Origin of the sequence: Paracidovorax avenae ATCC 19860, assembly GCF_000176855.2 — a bacterium.
Taxonomy (GTDB): Bacteria; Pseudomonadota; Gammaproteobacteria; order Burkholderiales; family Burkholderiaceae_C; genus Paracidovorax; species Paracidovorax avenae.
Window position 1 is genome coordinate 1,263,202 of the sequence record NC_015138.1, and the last position, 16,133, is coordinate 1,279,334.

General features: G+C 70.5%; 14 protein-coding genes. 7 read left to right on the forward strand and 7 right to left on the reverse strand.

Annotated elements, in window-relative coordinates; all coding sequences use genetic code 11:
- Window positions 1-6 precede the first annotated feature (6 nt).
- From ACAV_RS05505 to ACAV_RS05515, 3 genes are read left to right on the forward strand one after another with little or no spacing between them, the layout of a single operon-like run.
- Window positions 7-669, forward strand: coding sequence for a DUF8616 domain-containing protein (locus tag ACAV_RS05505; RefSeq protein WP_013593588.1), 663 nt, complete (start codon window positions 7-9; stop codon window positions 667-669).
- The gene (locus ACAV_RS05510) at window positions 666-1,370 is read left to right on the forward strand and encodes a hypothetical protein (RefSeq protein WP_013593589.1); all 705 of its coding nucleotides are present in this window, start codon (window positions 666-668) and stop codon (window positions 1,368-1,370) included. The genes ACAV_RS05505 and ACAV_RS05510 overlap by 4 nt, the downstream gene beginning before the upstream one ends.
- 1 nt (window position 1,371) lies before the next feature.
- A complete protein-coding gene (locus ACAV_RS05515; RefSeq protein WP_013593590.1) occupies window positions 1,372-1,692 on the forward strand; it encodes a hypothetical protein in 321 nt (106 codons plus the stop codon).
- Between the two features lie 15 nt (window positions 1,693-1,707).
- Here ACAV_RS05515 and xdhB read toward each other — a convergent pair whose 3' ends face one another.
- The 3 genes from xdhB to ACAV_RS05530 all read right to left on the reverse strand — a co-directional run bounded on the left by xdhB (window position 1,708) and on the right by ACAV_RS05530 (window position 6,377).
- The gene (gene xdhB, locus ACAV_RS05520; RefSeq protein WP_013593591.1) at window positions 1,708-4,179 is read right to left on the reverse strand and encodes a xanthine dehydrogenase molybdopterin binding subunit; all 2,472 of its coding nucleotides are present in this window, start codon (window positions 4,177-4,179) and stop codon (window positions 1,708-1,710) included.
- Entirely contained in the window at window positions 4,176-5,750 is a 1,575-nt protein-coding gene (gene xdhA, locus ACAV_RS05525) for a xanthine dehydrogenase small subunit (RefSeq protein ID WP_013593592.1), read from the reverse strand. The genes xdhB and xdhA overlap by 4 nt, the downstream gene beginning before the upstream one ends.
- Before the next feature lie 129 nt (window positions 5,751-5,879).
- A complete protein-coding gene (locus ACAV_RS05530; protein ID WP_013593593.1) occupies window positions 5,880-6,377 on the reverse strand; it encodes a hypothetical protein in 498 nt (165 codons plus the stop codon).
- 164 nt (window positions 6,378-6,541) lie between these two features.
- On the opposite strand from ACAV_RS05530, the gene ACAV_RS05535 reads away from it, so the two are divergent.
- The 4 genes from ACAV_RS05535 to ACAV_RS05550 all read left to right on the forward strand — a co-directional run bounded on the left by ACAV_RS05535 (window position 6,542) and on the right by ACAV_RS05550 (window position 11,379).
- Complete coding sequence (locus ACAV_RS05535) at window positions 6,542-8,140, forward strand: ABC transporter ATP-binding protein (protein WP_013593594.1); 1,599 nt, start codon at window positions 6,542-6,544, stop codon at window positions 8,138-8,140.
- Window positions 8,127-9,206, forward strand: coding sequence for an ABC transporter permease (locus ACAV_RS05540; protein ID WP_013593595.1), 1,080 nt, complete (start codon window positions 8,127-8,129; stop codon window positions 9,204-9,206). The genes ACAV_RS05535 and ACAV_RS05540 overlap by 14 nt, the downstream gene beginning before the upstream one ends.
- Complete coding sequence (locus ACAV_RS05545; RefSeq protein ID WP_013593596.1) at window positions 9,206-10,126, forward strand: ABC transporter permease; 921 nt, start codon at window positions 9,206-9,208, stop codon at window positions 10,124-10,126. The genes ACAV_RS05540 and ACAV_RS05545 overlap by 1 nt, the downstream gene beginning before the upstream one ends.
- Before the next feature lie 86 nt (window positions 10,127-10,212).
- Window positions 10,213-11,379 (forward strand): BMP family ABC transporter substrate-binding protein, encoded by a 1,167-nt coding sequence (locus tag ACAV_RS05550; RefSeq protein ID WP_013593597.1) that lies wholly within the window; start codon window positions 10,213-10,215, stop codon window positions 11,377-11,379.
- Between the two features lie 94 nt (window positions 11,380-11,473).
- Here the strand turns inward: ACAV_RS05550 and ACAV_RS05555 are convergent, their stop codons facing one another.
- From ACAV_RS05555 to ACAV_RS05570, 4 genes are all read right to left on the reverse strand, one after another.
- Window positions 11,474-12,946: an N-acyl-D-amino-acid deacylase family protein gene (locus ACAV_RS05555; protein WP_013593598.1), complete on the reverse strand. Its 1,473-nt coding sequence runs from the start codon at window positions 12,944-12,946 to the stop codon at window positions 11,474-11,476.
- Window positions 12,946-13,929, reverse strand: coding sequence for a Bug family tripartite tricarboxylate transporter substrate binding protein (locus ACAV_RS05560; protein ID WP_041828988.1), 984 nt, complete (start codon window positions 13,927-13,929; stop codon window positions 12,946-12,948). Before ACAV_RS05560 ends, ACAV_RS05555 begins: the two co-directional genes overlap by 1 nt.
- A gap of 51 nt (window positions 13,930-13,980) precedes the next feature.
- Entirely contained in the window at window positions 13,981-14,931 is a 951-nt protein-coding gene (locus ACAV_RS05565; RefSeq protein WP_013593600.1) for an N-carbamoyl-D-amino-acid hydrolase, read from the reverse strand.
- A gap of 218 nt (window positions 14,932-15,149) precedes the next feature.
- The gene (locus tag ACAV_RS05570) at window positions 15,150-16,073 is read right to left on the reverse strand and encodes a LysR family transcriptional regulator (protein ID WP_013593601.1); all 924 of its coding nucleotides are present in this window, start codon (window positions 16,071-16,073) and stop codon (window positions 15,150-15,152) included.
- Between the last annotated feature and the right edge of the window lie 60 nt (window positions 16,074-16,133).

Genomic DNA, 16,133 nt, shown 5'->3' on the forward strand with positions numbered 1-16,133 from the left:
AAGAGAATGTCGCTTGCGTACTGGCTTCGGGAGGAGCCTGCAGAGCCCGTCGAGGAGGGCCGTATCCAGCATGGGCCGGGGAAGGGGTTGCCCAAGCTGGTTTTTCAGAGTCTGGATGCTTCCAGGACCATCGTGAAAAAAATCGCGACCGTGGACCGGGTGCGGAGAAAAATCATCCTGATCCAGCCTTCGGACAAGGCTCTGTACCTGTCTGGCCTGAGAGAAAGAGGCGTTCCGGGATACGTTTACATTTTTGCCCACGCACGGTCGAACAGCCTTCAAGGGGTAACGCGGCAGGACATCATCGTGGATCTCATCCACCGCAGCGGAATATGGCATGGGCAGCCACTCATGATCGATGCATGCAATGCCGGCGCTGAGCCGGACGGTATTGCGAGTTCCCTTGCATTGGCACTGCGCACATTCGTCACAGCTCCGACCACGACCACTTGGAACTACGCCATGGGCGGCTCGGCGATCGGTCAGGGCGCTTTCGAGAAGCTGCCGGGCGTACTGGCTGGACTGCCTTTTCCGGATTTGTTCCGTCCCGGGCGCTGGCGTACCTGGGGGCCGGATGGGAAGCCAATTGCCATCACTCGGACCTCTCCGCGTGACGGGGGCGAACTCGTCAAGGGTCCGCTGGCAGATGTGTTGATGAAAAAACCATGACGATGTTCCTCTGGTGGAGGAAGTCCTCCCTGGCTGCCAAACTGCTCCTGGCCTTGCTCATGCTGGCAGGCGGCTGGACGGCATGGTGGTGGGCCGACAGCGCGCGTTGTGATCGCCAGGACGAATTCACCTTGCGTGGCATTTGCCTGATCCAGATCCGTGACAGTGCCGAGCAGGGCGAGGTGCTGGCCCAGTGGATCTACGGCAATTATCTCGAAGGGGAGGACCGGAAGCAGGAGGGGAATGGCTGGCAGCTTCGCGCCATGCACGGCGCCAGGAAAGGGGTTGAGCTGCACGACAACATGATCGGCTACTGCGACCGTGTCCCCGGCTTCGAGGCACGCACGGTCGAAGCCATCATGCAGCGCGTGGCGGCGGACAGCCCCGATGCCCACCTGCGGCTGCTGCAGCTCCACACCTACCCGCGCTGCGGCGCGTTCGACCTGGACAAGGCCGCGGCACAGATTCCGCTGCTTACCCAGTGCGCCCATCTCTCGCTGGCGCACTACCTGCGGGCGGCCCGGGACACCGGCCACCGCGTCGCTCCTGCAACGCGGCAGGCCATCCGGTCGAACATGGCGCTGTGCGCGCATGAGGTCGCCCATCCACCGCCCATCGCCGATACGGTCCGCGAGTTCATGCCGGTGCGCCAGGCGGACCTGGATGCGCTGTCGCGCGAGCTGGATGCGCTGGACCGCTGACATGGCAGCAGGGCAGGGGTCGAAGGCGATGGCGGCGTGGTGGCGGCGGTGCGGCAGCGGCGCGAAGTTCCTGATCACCTTCCTGTCGGTGTTCGGGGCGTGGACGGGCTGGTGGTGGATCGACAGTGCCCGTACCTGCCCCCGGCAGGAGGCGGCGACGCTGCACGGCCTGTGCCTGATGCAGGTGCGCGAGCGCGCGGAGCGGGGTGAAAGCGCGGCGCAACGGACCTATGGCAGGTATCTGCAGATCCACGGCCGGGAGGCGGAGGCACGGGCGTGGCAGCTGCGTTCGGCGCGGCGCGCCGGCCCGGCGGCTCCCTGAGGGTTCGCGCTCCGGTCAGTCCGCCACGCCACCCAGCGCGCGCAGCACGTTCTCGGCGGTGGCCGGCGCCACGAGGTGCACGGGGCCGTCCGCGGAGGCACCCTCCGATGCATCGGCGCGTGCCGCGGCCACGGCATCCCGCAGCGCTTCATAGACGCTCACGGCCAGCATGAAGGGCGGCTCGCCCACGGCCTTGCTGCCGCCCACGTTGTCCTCGCGGTTGGCCTCGTGCCACAGGTCCACCCGGAAGTGGGCCGGGATGTCGCCCGTGGCGGGGATCTTGTAGGTGCTGGGCGCGTGCGTCGCGAGCCGGCCCCGGCCGTCCCAGACGAGCTGCTCGGTGGTCAGCCAGCCCATGCCCTGCACGAAGCCGCCCTCGATCTGGCCGATGTCGATGGCGGGGTTGATGCTGCGGCCCGCGTCGTGGAGGATGTCCACGGCGAGCACGCGGCTCTCGCCGGTGAGCGTGTCGATCGCCACCTCGGTGCAGGCCGCACCGTAGGCGAAGTAGTAGAACGGGCGCCCCGTGAGCGTCGTCTTGTCGTAGTGGATCTTGGGCGTGCGGTAGAAGCCGTCGCTCCAGAGCTGGATGCGGTTGGCATAGGCGGCCTGCACCACGTCGCGCCAGGCGTGCGAACGCGTCGGTGAAGTGATCCGGCCGTTCTCGAACTGCACCGCGCCCGCGCCGCAGTGGTCCAGGCCGGCGACGAAGGCGGCGAGGTTGTCGCGCACATGGCGCGCGGCGAACTGCGCGGCGCGGCCATTGAGGTCGGTGCCGCTCGATGCCGCGGTGGCGCTGGCATTGGGCACTTTGCTGGTGTCGCTGGCCGTGACCAGCACCCGGTCCAGCGGCACGCCCAGTTCGTCGGCCACGATCTGCGCCACCTTGGTGTGCAGGCCCTGGCCCATCTCGGTGCCGCCGTGGTTCACCTGCACGCTGCCGTCGGTATAGACGTGGACCAGCGCGCCGGCCTGGTTGAAGAGCGTGGCCGTGAAGCTGATGCCGAACTTCACCGGAGTGACGGCCAGGCCCCGCTTCAAGGTGGGGTGGCGCGCGTTCCAGTCCGCCACCGCCTCGCGCCGCGCGCGGTACTGCGCGGTCTGTTCCAGTCGGGGCAGCAGATCGTGCAGGACGTTGTCCTCCACGGCCATCTGGTAGTGGGTGACGTTGCGATCCTCCAGCCCGTAGAGGTTGGCCATGCGCACGTCCAGCGGATCCAGCCTGAGCGCGCGCGCGATGTCTCCGAGGATGGTCTCGATGGCGATCACGCCCTGTGGCCCGCCGAAGCCGCGGAAGGCCGTGTGGCTCTGCATGTTCGTCCTGCAGCGGTAGGACGCGATCTCCACGTTCTCGAGGAAGTACGCGTTGTCGCAATGAAAGACCGCACGGTCGGCCACGGGGCCGGAAAGGTCGGCCGAGAAGCCGCAGTTCACGGCCATGCGCAGGCGCAGGCCCTGGATGCGGCCATTGCCGTCGAAGCCCACGTCCCAGTCGTAGGCGAAGGGATGGCGCTTGCCCGTGACCATGAAGTCGTCGTCGCGGTCCAGCCGCAGCTTCACGGGGCGCCCTGCCTTGCGCGCGGCCACGGCGGCCCAGACGGCCAGGTGCCCGGCCTGCGTCTCCTTGCCGCCGAAGCCGCCGCCCATGCGGCGGCAGGACACGGTGACGCGGTGGCTGTCGATGCCCAGCGCATGCGCCACCCAGTGCTGCACCTCGCCCGGGTGCTGGGTGCTCGAATGCACCTGCCACTGGCCCTGCTCCTGGGGCAGGACGTAGGCGATCTGGCCTTCCAGGTAGAAATGCTCCTGGCCGCCCACTTCAAGCGTGCCCTGCAGGCGGTGCGCCGCCGCGGCCAGGGCAGAGGCCGCATCGCCGCGGCGCACGGTGACGGGCGGCAGCACGTAGCTCTCCTGCGCCAACGCGTCGTGCACCGAGAGCACGGCCGGCAGTTCCTCGATGTCCAGCTGCACCAGCCGGGCGGCGCGCCGCGCCTGCGCCACGGTGTCGGCCAGCACGAGGCCAACCACCTGGCCGGCGAACTGCACCGTGTCCTGCGCGAACACCGGCTCGTCGTGCGCGAAGGCGGCGAGGACCGGGTCGCCCGGCACGTCGGCCGCGAGCACGATGTCGCGCACGCCTGTCAGGGCGCGGGCCGCTGCGGCATCCACGCCGCGCAGGCGCCCGTGTGCCACGGGCGAGAGGATGGGAGCCGCGTGCAGCGTGCCCTTCCATTCGGGCAGGTCGTCGATGTACTGTGCCGTGCCCGCCACCTGGGCGCGGGCGCTTTCATGGATCTGGGAGACGCCCACGGCACGGCGCGCGCTGCGGGGCGTGCCGTCCAGGCCGGGCGGTGGGGCCTCGCCAGCCATCGGGCCGGCCGCGCCTTGCGCATCGGCGCGTGCCGCCACCGGGTCCGCGTCCGCATCGCGGCTCAGCGGGCCCTCGGGCGCGGTGCTGGTGGGCAGGGTGTCATCGCGGCGGTTCATGCCTGTTCCTCCGCGTGGGCCCGTGCCTGCGATGGCGGTTGCGCCACCGGCACGAGCTGTTCGAGCGACACGGGCAGTGCCTCGGTTCCTGCGGGGCATTCCGGGCTCTCCAGCCAGCAGCGCCGCATCAGCGAGGCCAGCACGGCGCGCCGGTAGGCGCCGCTCGCGCGCATGTCGGAAATGGGGGTGAACTCCGCCTGCAGCGCCTCGCCCGCGCGCAGCGCAGCGGCTTCGCTCCAGGGCTGGCCGGTGAGCGCGGCCTCGGCGCCGCGTGCGCGCGCCGGCACCGCCGCCACGCCGCCCGCACCGATGCGGGCCGATTGCACCGCACCATGGCGCACCGTGAGCAGCACGGCCAGGCAGACGGCGGAGATGTCGTCGTCGAAGCGCTTGGACACCTTGTAGGCCGCCAGCCGGTCGCCGGGAGCGGGCAGGGGCACGTCGATGCGCGCGACGATCTCGTCCGGCGCCAGCAGGTTGCGGCGGTAGCCCGTATAGAAATCTTCCAGCGGCAGGCTGCGTTCGCCGCGCACGCTGGCCAGCACGATGCGCGCGCCGAGCGCTATCAGCACCGGCATCGAATCGCCGATGGGCGAGCCGTTGGCGACGTTGCCGCCCAGCGTGCCCGCGTTGCGCACCGGCAGCCCGGCGAAGCGCTCGGCGAAGCGCCGCAGCGCCGGCCAGTGCGCGGCCAGCCCGGCGAAGGCATCGTCCAGCGTGGCCGCCGCGCCGATGGAAAGGTGGCCGTCCGCGGTACCGATGCGCCGCAGTTCCCCGGCACGGGTGACATCGAGCACGCGCTCGAAGCGGCGGTGCTGCTTGGTGATCCACAGGCCCACGTCGGTGGTGCCGGCGACGATTTGCGCGTCCGGATGCGCGGCGCGCGCGGCCAGCAGTCCGGCGAGCGTCTCCGGCGCCAGATAGCCGGGTGCGGCATCCTGCGGCGCCGACCCTGTGGCCCGCAGCTCCCGCAGCCGCTCCAGCACCGCGGCTTCATCCACCGGCCGGGCCGGCAACTCGGCCATCCGCCCGGCGGCGTCCAGGATCGGGCGGTAGCCGGTACAGCGGCACAGGTTGCCCGAAAGCTCCGCCACGGCCAGTTCGCGCGTGACGGCGCGGCCCTGGCAGACATGGTTCTGGTACATGCCGAACAGGCTCATCACGAAGCCCGGCGTGCAGAAGCCGCATTGCGACCCATGGCACTGCACCATGGCTTCCTGCGCGGGGTGCAGCGGTGCGGACGAGCCGCCTTCCTTCCCATCCGCCGGCGCGCCGCGCTGGATGAGCGGATCCTGCGCGAGGTCTTCCACCGTCCAGAGCGCCATGCCATCGATCGCGTGCGCGAGGCGGATGCAGCTGTTCACGGCCCGCAGGCGCAGGCGGCCGTCCTCCTCGGAGCCCAGCACCACGGTGCAGGCGCCGCAGTCGCCCTCGCCGCAGCCCTCCTTGGTGCCGCAGTCGCCCAGGTCCTCGCGCAGCACCTCGAGCAGCGTGCGGTCGGGCGGGACATGGGCCAGCGTCACGGGCTGGCCGCGGCGGAGGAAGCGGATCGGGCGGGAGGCAACGGTCATTCGCGGGGCTTTCTGGGGCGGGCGCCGGCGTCCAGGAACCGGACGGGGGCATGGGGCCATGGACTGGAAGCGTAACCGGTCCCGGCGCCGCCTGCCACCGCAAATTCGATGCCAGCACCCGCACTCCCGCTAGCGGCCGCAGTCCTCGCAGACGTAGAAATACACCTCGCCTTCCTTCCCGTCCACCAGCCGCGCGAGGTAGGCCACGCCGCTGTCTGCCGCGAAGGTCATCCGCACGCGCCGCCCATCGGCGAACGATACGTCCACCCAGTCGCTCATGCATTCGCCGAAGGCGCCGTAATAGTTCATCACGTCGATCTGCGACACCGGCACGGCCTTGCGCAGGAACGTCCGCACATGGCGGGCCGTGACCCTGCGGGACTTCGGCGGCGGCGCGGCGCAGGGCCGGTTGTCGGCATCGAAGTAGCGCGTGCTGCGGATCCGGATGCCCTGGACCGGGCCGAGCGCGTGGGGGTAGGGGCGGGCTTCCGTGCGGCGCTGGTCCGCCTGGGCAGGGGCCAGGTCCGGGGTGGGAGCAGGGCCTGCGTGAACGGCAGCGGCGCACAGGGCCGAGCACAGGAGGACGAAGCGGTGCACCAGGGCACCGCGGTACGGAGAGGGAACCATGGCGTCGTCGGTGAAAGGCCGGATGGAGGCCGGAGGAACTCTCCCGATGATAGAGGGGCGCCGGAGCGGCATTCCACGCACCGGCACGGCACGGGGCTTGCATGGTCCCGCCGGGCGCTCTTCTTTCTGCGCCGCCCAATTCAATCCAAGAGACAATCGTCCGCATGAATGCTCCCCCCTCCCCGCCAGCTGCCACCGGTTCGCCGCCGCGCCTGCAGCTGTCGGGCATCACCAAGCGCTATCCGGCCGTGGTGGCCAACAGCGGCGTGTCGCTCACCGTGCAGCCCGGCGAGGTGCACGCGGTGCTCGGCGAGAACGGCGCCGGCAAGTCCACGCTGATGAAGATCATCTACGGCTCGGTCAAGCCCGACGAGGGCGCCGTGTGGTTCGACGGCCGGCCGGTGGCGGTGCGCAATCCTCAGGAGGCGCGGCAGCTGGGCATCGCCATGGTGTTCCAGCATTTCAGCCTGTTCGACACGCTCACGGTGGCCGAGAACGTCTGGCTGGGGCTCGACAAGCACCTGGCCCTGGCCGAGGTCACGCGTCGCATCCGCGACACCGCGGCGCAGTACGGCCTGGACATCGATCCGCTGCGCCCGGTGCACACCCTGTCGGTGGGCGAGATGCAGCGGGTGGAGATCATCCGCGCGCTGCTCACCTCGCCGCGCCTGCTGATCCTGGACGAGCCCACGTCGGTGCTCACGCCCCAGGCGGTGGAAAAGCTCTTCGTGGTGCTGCGCCAGCTGAGCGCCGAGGGCTGCAGCATCCTCTACATCAGCCACAAGCTGCACGAGATCCGCGCGCTGTGCACGGCGTGCACGGTGCTGCGCGGCGGCAAGGTGACGGGCGTGTGCAATCCGTCGGAGGAATCGAACGCCTCGCTGTCGCGGCTCATGATCGGTGCGGAGCCGCCGGCCCTGCAGCACCGGCCCGCGCGCACGGGCGACGCCGTGCTGGAGGTCGAAGGACTCAGCCTGCACCGCGAAGACCCTTTCGGCGTGGAGCTGATCGACGTCGGCTTTTCCGTGCGGGCCGGCGAGGTCGTCGGCATCGCGGGCGTGTCGGGCAACGGCCAGAAGGAACTGCTCTACGCGCTCTCGGGCGAGGACACGCGCGCCGCGCCCGCCATGGTGCGGGTGGCGGGCCGCCCGGCCGGCCGCATGGGCCCGCGCGCGCGCCGTGCATTGGGCCTGCATTTCGTGCCCGAGGAGCGCCTGGGCCGCGGCGCCGTGCCCACCATGGGCCTGGCGGACAACCTGCTGCTCACGCGCTCGGATTGCGTGGGCGCGGGCGGCTGGGTGCGCACCGGCGCGCTGGCCGCGCAGGCGCGCCGCATCATCGAGCGCTTCCAGGTGAAGGCGGGCGGCCCGCAGGCGGCGGCGAAGTCGCTCTCCGGCGGCAACCTGCAGAAGTTCATCGTCGGGCGCGAGATCGACGCCGGCCCCAAACTTTTGATCGTCTCGCAGCCCACCTGGGGCGTGGACGTGGGCGCGGCCGCGCAGATCCGCGGCGAGATCCTGGCGCTGCGCGACTCGGGTTGCGCCGTGCTGGTGCTGAGCGAGGAGCTCGACGAGCTGTTCGAGATTTCCGACCGCCTGCACGTGATCGCCAAGGGGCACCTGTCGCCCTCCATCGACCGGGCCGACGCCACGGTGGAGCGCATCGGCGAATGGATGAGCGGCCTGTGGAACGCCGACGTGCAGGCGCACCTGGGTCGCCGGGAAAGCCAGGACCATCCGGAGGGCGTGCATGCTCAAGCTTGAACCGCGTCCGCAGGCCTCGCGCCTGTGGACCTATGGCTCGCCGCTGCTCGCGCTGGCCTTCACCGTGCTGATCGGCGTCCTGCTGTTCGCCGCCCTGGGCAAGGACCCGGTGCGCGGCCTGCAGGTGTTCTTCTGGGAGCCGATCAAGACGCAATACGCGATCGGCGAACTGATGGTCAAGGCCACGCCGCTGCTGCTGATCGCGCTGGGGCTGGCCGTGTGCTTCCGCTCCAACGTGTGGAACATCGGCGCCGAGGGCCAGTTCGTGATCGGCGCCGTGGCCGCGGGCGGCATCGCGCTGCTGGCGGACAAGACCACCGGGCCGTGGATCGTGCCGGCCATCCTGGTGGCCGGCGTGCTGGGCGGCATGTGCTGGGCCGGCATCACCGCGCTGCTGCGCGACCGCTTCAACGCCAACGAGATCCTGGTGAGCCTGATGCTGGTCTATGTGGCCACCCTGGTGCTGGGCTACCTCGTCTACGGCCCCTGGAAGGACCCGATGGGCTACAACTTCCCGCAGACCCGCACCTTCGAGCGGGTGACGCAGATCCCGCGCCTGATGCAGGGCTCGCGCGTGACCATCGGCCTGCCGATCGCCTTGGCTGCCGCGGCGGCGCTGTGGGTGTTCCTGTTCCGCACGCGGGCGGGCTTTGCCCAGCAGGTGGGCGGGCTCGCCCCGGCCGCCGCGCGCTACGCCGGTTTCTCGTCGCGCCGCGCGCTGTGGACGGCGCTGCTCATCTCCGGCGGCGCCGCCGGCCTGGCGGGCGCGCTGGAAGTGGCCGGCCCCCTGGGCCAGCTCACGCCCTACGTGCCGGCGGGCTACGGCTTCGCGGCCATCATCGTGGCCTTCGTGGGGCGGCTGCACCCGGTGGGCATGGTGTTCTCCGCGCTGCTCATGAGCATGTTCTACATCGGCGGCGAGCTCGCGCAGTCGCGCCTCGGGCTGCCGAAATCGCTCACGGGCGTGTTCCAGGGCCTGCTGCTGTTCACGCTGCTGGCCTGCGATACGCTGATCGCCTACCGCGTGCGCTGGGTCGGCACGCCGGCCCGGAAAGGAGCCGCGTGATGGAAGCCTACGCACTGCTCCTGGGTTCCACGCTCAGCGCCGGCACCGTGCTGGCGCTCGCCGCGCTCGGGCTGCTCATCAACGAGAAGGCGGGCATCGTCAACCTCGGCGCCGAGGGCATCATGCTCTGCGCGGCCATCGCGGGCTTCGCCACCGCGGTGCATACCGGCAGCACCTGGGCGGGCTTCGCGGCCGGCATGGGCGCCGGTGCGCTGCTCGCCGCCGTGTTCGGCGTGCTGGTGATCTGGCTCAATACCAACCAGTACGCGACGGGCCTGGCGCTCAGCCTGTTCGGCGCGGGCTTCTCGGCCTTCGCAGGCATCCAGTACGTGCAGGCCAAGCTGCCCACGCTGCCGCAGTATGCGCTGCCGGTGCTGGGCGACCTGCCGCTGGTGGGCCCGGCGCTGTTCCGCCAGCATCCGCTGGTGTACGGCGCGATGGCGCTCACCGCGGGCCTCGCCTGGTTCCTCTACCGCTCGCGCGCCGGGCTGGTGCTGCGCTCGGTGGGCGAATCGCCCGAATCGGCCCACGCGCTGGGCTACCCGGTGCGGCGCATCCGCCTCGCGGCGGTGGTGGCGGGCGGCGCGCTGTGCGGCCTCTCGGGCGCCTACATCTCCACGGTCTATACGCCGCTCTGGGTCGAGGGCATGGTGGCCGGCCGCGGCTGGATCGCGCTGGCGCTCACCACCTTCGCCACCTGGCGCCCGGCACGGGTGTTGCTTGGTGCCTACCTGTTCGGCGGCGTGACGATGCTGCAGTTCCACCTGCAGGCCACGGGCGTGCAGGTGGCCAGCCAGCTCCTGAGCATGCTGCCCTATGTGGCGACCATCGTGGTGCTGGCGCTGATCTCGCGCAATCCGGCCTGGATCCGGGCGAACATGCCGGCCTCGCTGGGCAAGCCGTTCCATCCCGGGGGCTGACCGGGGCGGCGCGCCGTGCCATCATTGCCGTTTCCAAACGTTTCCGATTTCTTCTCTCACCTGTTTCCCCTGGAAGGACATTCGACATGACCGATCTGCACAAGCGCTCGCTGATGAAGGCCGCCGCGCTTTCCGCCCTGGCTGCCGCCGCGCTCGCGGGCTGCGGCAAGAAGGACGAGCCGGCACCGGCATCCACGCCCGCACCCGCGCCCGCCGCCTCGGCTCCCGCGGCCAAGGCCGAGCCGCTGAAGATCGCGTTCGCCTACGTCGGCCCGGTGGGCGACGGCGGCTGGTCGTTCGCGCACGACAACGGCCGCAAGGCCATCGAGAAGGAATTCGGCGACAAGGTCGTCACCAGCTTCGTCGAGAGCGTGCCTGAATCGGCCGATGCCGAGCGCGTGCTGCGCGACATGGCCGGCCAGGGCAACAAGCTGATCTTCGGCACCACCTTCGGCTACATGGAGACGATCCAGAAGATCGCCCCCGACTTCCCCGACGTGAAGTTCGAGCACGCCACCGGCTACAAGACCGCGCCCAACGTGCGCACCTACGACAGCCGCACCTACGAAGGCGCCTACATGGCCGGCGTGATCGCCGGCGCCATGACCAAGACCAACACGCTGGGCGTGGTCGGCTCGGTGCCGATCCCCGAGGTGATCCGCAACATCAACAGCTTCACGCTGGGCGCGCAGTCGGTCAACCCGAAGATCAAAACCAAGGTGGTGTGGGTGAACGAATGGTTCAGCCCGCCGAAGGAAACCGAGGCCGCCACCTCGCTGATCAACGGCGGCGCCGACGTGCTGTTCCAGAACACCGATTCGCCCGCCGTGCTCAAGACCGCCCAGGAAAAGGGCAAGCGCGCCTTCGGCTGGGATAGCGACATGACCGCCTACGGCCCCAAGGCCCACCTGGGCTCGGCCGTGATCAACTGGGGCCCGTACTACATCAAGGCCACGCGCGACGTGCTGGAAGGCACGTGGACCACCGGCCAGAGCTGGTGGGGCGTGAAGGAAGGCGCGATCGACCTCGTCTCCATCGCCGACGACGTGCCCGCCGAGACCAAGGCCAAGGTGGACCAGGTCAAGGCCGGCCTGAAGGACGGTTCGTTCGCGATCTGGAAGGGCCCGATCCTCGGCCAGGACGGCAAGGAACTGCTCGCCAAGGACGTCGTCGCCGACGACAAGTTCCTCTCGGGCATCAACTTCTACGTCAAGGGCGTGGAAGGCACCGTGCCGGGCGGCGACAAGAAGTAAGCAGCACAGTCCATCGCCAAGGCAGAAGGGCCACCCGACGGGTGGCCCTTTTTCGTCGCGGGCGCAGGGGTCGGGCGCTGGAAGCTGGCCGCGGTCAGCGCTCCAGCACCCGGCCCGGCCGCAGCCCCGTCGGCTCCCGGCCATCCCAGACCCGCAGGCCGTTGACCCACACGCCCTCGATGCCGCGGCTGGCTTGCACCGGGCGGTCGAAGGTGGCCACATCCTGCACCTGCGCAGGGTCGAACACCACGATATCGGCCTTCCAGCCGGCGCGCAGCAGGCCCCGGTCGGCCAGGCCGTAGTTCTCCGCGGCCAGGCCGGTCATCTTGTGCACGGCCGCCTCCAGCGTCAGCAGGCCCTGGTCGCGCACCAGCCGCGAGAGCACGCGCGTGAAGGTGCCCCACTGGCGCGGGTGCGGATGCGGATCGAAGGGCAGGCCGTCGGAGCCGACCATGGTGCGCGGGTGCGCCAGGATGCGCTCCACGTCGCGCTCGTCCATCAGGAAATAGATCGCGCCCGCGGGCGCGAGCCGCTGCAGCATGGCCTCGTCGTCCAGGCCCCATTCGCGCTGCAGGTCCGCATAGTCGCGCCCCTGGGCCGAGGGGGCGCCCGTCGACCAGGCGATGAGCGTGCGGCGCGCCAGCCGCACGCGGTCCAGGCGCAGCATGGTGGAGGTGGCGGGATACGGGTGGCAATCGAGGCACACGGGCTGCAGTGCGGCCGCTCGCTCGATGCGCGCGAGCGTTTGCACCGAGCGGCCATGGTTGCGCTCGCCGGCCAGCTTGTGGTGCGAGAACACGACGCGGGCGCCGAGGGCGCGGCCGATGTCCAGGGCTTCCTCGATCGCTTCGTCGATGCGGTCGGATTCGTCGCGCAGGTGGGTGGCATAGACCATGCCCGCGCGGCCGCGCATGGCCTCGCCGATGTCGATGATCTCCTGCGTGGTGGCGTGCTGCGCGGGCGGGTAGAAGGTGCCGGTGGACAGGCCGAAGGCACCGGCATCCAGCGCTTCCTCCAGCAGCCGTGCCATGCGTTCGCATTCCTCCGCCGTCGCGGCGCGCTGCAGGTCGTCCATCGCGCTCACGCGCAGGCTGGCGTGGCCCACCAGGGGAATCACGTTGACCGCGGCAGGTGCATCGCGCAGCGCCTGCATCCAGGCATGGAAACCGGGATAGCGGAACAGATCGGGGGGGCCGAGCAGGTCGAGCGGCTGGGGCAGGGCGCGGCCGGGTGGTACGGGCGCGAGGCTGATGCCGCAATTGCCCGTCACCACCGTGGTCACGCCCTGCGAGACCTTGGGCACCATCCCGGGGTGGGCCAGCAGGTAGCCGTCGTCGTGGGTGTGCGAATCGATGAAGCCCGGCGCGACCACGCGTCCGGCGATGTCGATGACCGCATGCGGGCCGGCCGCGCCGGTGCCCGGCTCCAGAACGGCGGCGATCGTCTCGCCCTCGACCAGCAGGTCGGCGGGCCGCGGCGCCGCGCCGCTGCCGTCGATGAGCAGGCCACCGCGCAGCAGCAGGCGCGTGGGGGCCGCGGGCGTGGAAGAGGATGCGGGCCCGGCCATCAGTCCAGCTTCTCGATCTTGTTGCGCTCGATCACTTCGGCCCAGCGCTTGGTCTCGCGATCGATGGTGCGCTGGAAGTCCGCAGGCGTGCCGCCGGCCGGCACGGCTCCAAGCTTCGCCAGTCCTTCGCGCACGGCGGACGTGGCCAGCGCGGCGTTGATCGCGGCATTCAGCTTGGCGACGATCTCGGGCGGCGTGCCGTGCGGCGCGACCACGCCGCCCCAGGCCACCGTCTCGTAGCCCTTCACGCCGGACTCGTCCAGCGTGGGCACGTTGGGCAGCAGGGCGATCCGCTTCGCGCTGCTCACGGCCAGCGCGCGCACCTTGCCCGCGGCCACGAGCGGGCCCACTTCGGAAGAGTTGGCGAACAGGTAGTCGATGCGCCCGCCCATCAGGTCCTGCAGCGCGGCCGGGCCGCCGTTGTAGGGCACGAAGAGCACGTCGATGCCCGCCATGCTGCGGAACAGTTCGCCGCCCATGTGCCCGGTGGTGCCCACGCCGGGTGCGCCGAACGACAGCTTGCCCGGTGCCTTGCGCGCCGCGGCGATCAGGCCGGCCACGTCCTGGATGGGTGATTCCCTGGGCACGATCAGCACGTTGTAGAGATCGAACGCATGGGCCACAGGCACCAGGTCGCGGTCCACGTCGTAGGGCAGTTTCCTGAACAGCGTGCGGTTCACGGCCAGCGTGTTCACGTTGCCGTAGCCGATGGTGTAGCCGTCCGCCGGCCGGCTCCTGATCTGCATGATCCCGATGTTGCCGGCGGCGCCGGGCCGGTTGTCGATCACCACCGGCACGCCCAGCGTCTTCGAGAGTTCGTTGGTCACGAGCCGCGACAGCACGTCGGGCGAACCGCCGGCGGCGGAGGGCACGACGAAGGTGATGGGCTTCTCGGGCCAGGCGGCCTGCGCGGGCAGGGAGGCCGCCGCCAGGCAGGCGGCCGAGGCCAGGAGCGCGAGGGAGCGGGACAGCATGCGGTGCATCATGGTGGGCTTTCTCAGGGGGATGGGAATGCGGCGGCGGCCGGGGGCGGTTCAGGGCAGCGGATCGCCCGCGCCGGTGCGCTCGACGATCAGGCGGTAGTGCTCGGGGCGGCGGTGCTTCGCGAAATTGAAGACGTGCTCGCGGAAGTGCTCGCCGAGCGACAGGTCGGCGCGCACGCAGATCACCTCGTCCTCTTCGCTCGTGGTGCGCGCGACGATCTCGCCGCTGGGCGCGACGATGACCGAACTGCCGATCATGTGGTGCCCGTCCTCGGATCCGCACTTGGCGGCCGCGGCCACCCAGATGCCGTTCTGGTAGGCATTGGCCTGCAGCGAGATCAGGTGCGTGGTGGTGCGCAGGTGGGCCGGCTCGTCCCAGTGGATGTTGACCGAGGGCGTGTTGTAGCCGAGCACCACGACCTCGGCGCCCTGCAGCGCCATCACCCGGTAGGTCTCGGGCCAGCGGCGGTCGTTGCACAGGCACATGCCCATGCGCACGCCGTCGGTGTCGAAGGCGCGGAAGCCCAGGTCGCCGACCTCGAAGAACTTCTTTTCCAGGTGCTGGAAGGGCGCATCGGGCTTGTGGTCCGCATGGCCGGGCAGGTGGATCTTGCGGTAGCGGCCGCGGATGGCGCCGTCCTGCCCCACGATCACCGCCGAATTGAAGCCGCGGCCCTCGGCGGTCAGTTCTGCATAGCCGAGGTAGAAGCCCACGCCGAGCTGGCGCGCCGCGTCGAACAGCGGCTGCGTCTGCGGTCCGGGCAGGCTGCGCTCGAAGAAGCGCTCGTGCGCCTCCGCTTCCGGCATCCAGTAGCGCGGGAAGAACGTGGTCAGCGCCAGTTCGGGGAACACCACGAACCGCGCGCCCCGGCCGTGCGCCTCGCGCAGCATCGCGACCAGCCGTGCGACCACGGAGGGCCGGCTGTCGGCCAGGTGGACGGGGCCCATCTGGGCGACGGCCAGGTCGAGGAACCGGCGGGCAGTGGCGGGGCGCGATGTCATGGAAACCTTCTTCTTTCGTTGCAGCGGGGAGATGCAATCGATTATTCGAAGCGGTGTCCGGTGCGTCGAATGACGCTTTGTCGCGCAGGTTTAACCGGGTGTTAAACCCTCGCATCCCCGCGGTGCGCGCGGGCGGGCCATGCACCGGCAGGGGGCGGAAAACCCGGGCAGCACTCCACCGTGGTGCGCCGCCCGCTGCCTGCCTTGCGCGGCGGAACTCAGCCGGGCGCGCCGTCGTCCATGAACGGCAGCGCCAGCCCGCACTGCAGCAGCACGCTGTGCAGCGCACGCAACAGCGCGTGGGCCGCAGGCGAAAGCGGCTCGCTCTGCAGGTGCACGAGGTCGGCCACGATGGGCTGCGCGCCGCGCACCGGAATCACCTTGAAGCGCGACTCCAGCCAGCCCTGCAGCGAATACTCGTCCACCAGCGCGGCCCCCGCGCCCGCACGCACCAGCGCGCAGGCGTAGTGGGGGGAGGTGACCTCGATGTTGAAGCGCGGCGCCGCATCGCCGGCCGCGAACATCTGGTCGATGCGCATTCCCAGCGGCGAGCCGTGCGGATAGCCGATGAGTTCGTGCGGCAGCAGCTCCTCCGTGCCGACCTCCTCGTACGTGGCCAGGGGATGGCTGCGCGGGCAGATGCACAGCAGCCGGGCAGCCGCGAGGGGCCGTGTGACGAGGTTCGGATGATCGACCGGGAAGGTGGAAATGCCGAGGTCGGCCCGCTGCTGCAGGATGCGCTCCTTCAGCGCGTCGTGATTGAGGCAGTGGAAGTGCACCTGCAGGTCCGGCAGCGCCGTCCGCAGCTGGGCGATCGCCAGTGGCACGATCATCTGCCCGAGGCTCGGGCTCGACAGGATGCTCACCAGGCCCCGGCGCCGCACCGCCAGCTCCCGCGTCAGGCTGCCGATGCGCTGCACGCCGCCATAGACCTGCTCGACCTCCAGGTACAGCCGCCGGGCCTCGGCCGTGGGATGCAGCCGCCCCTTGACGCGCTCGAACAGCGCGAAGCCCAGCCGGCTCTCGGTGTGCGACAGCAGCCGGCTGATGGCGGGCACGGACACGTGGAGCAGGCGCGCCGCCCCGCTGACGGACCCGGTGACCATCACGGCCCGGAAGGCTTCGATCTGTCGCAGATTCATGGCCCGATTCTGCGGCGTGCGCGCACCGCATGCCGGCCGCGCGCTGCCATGCTGCGGAAC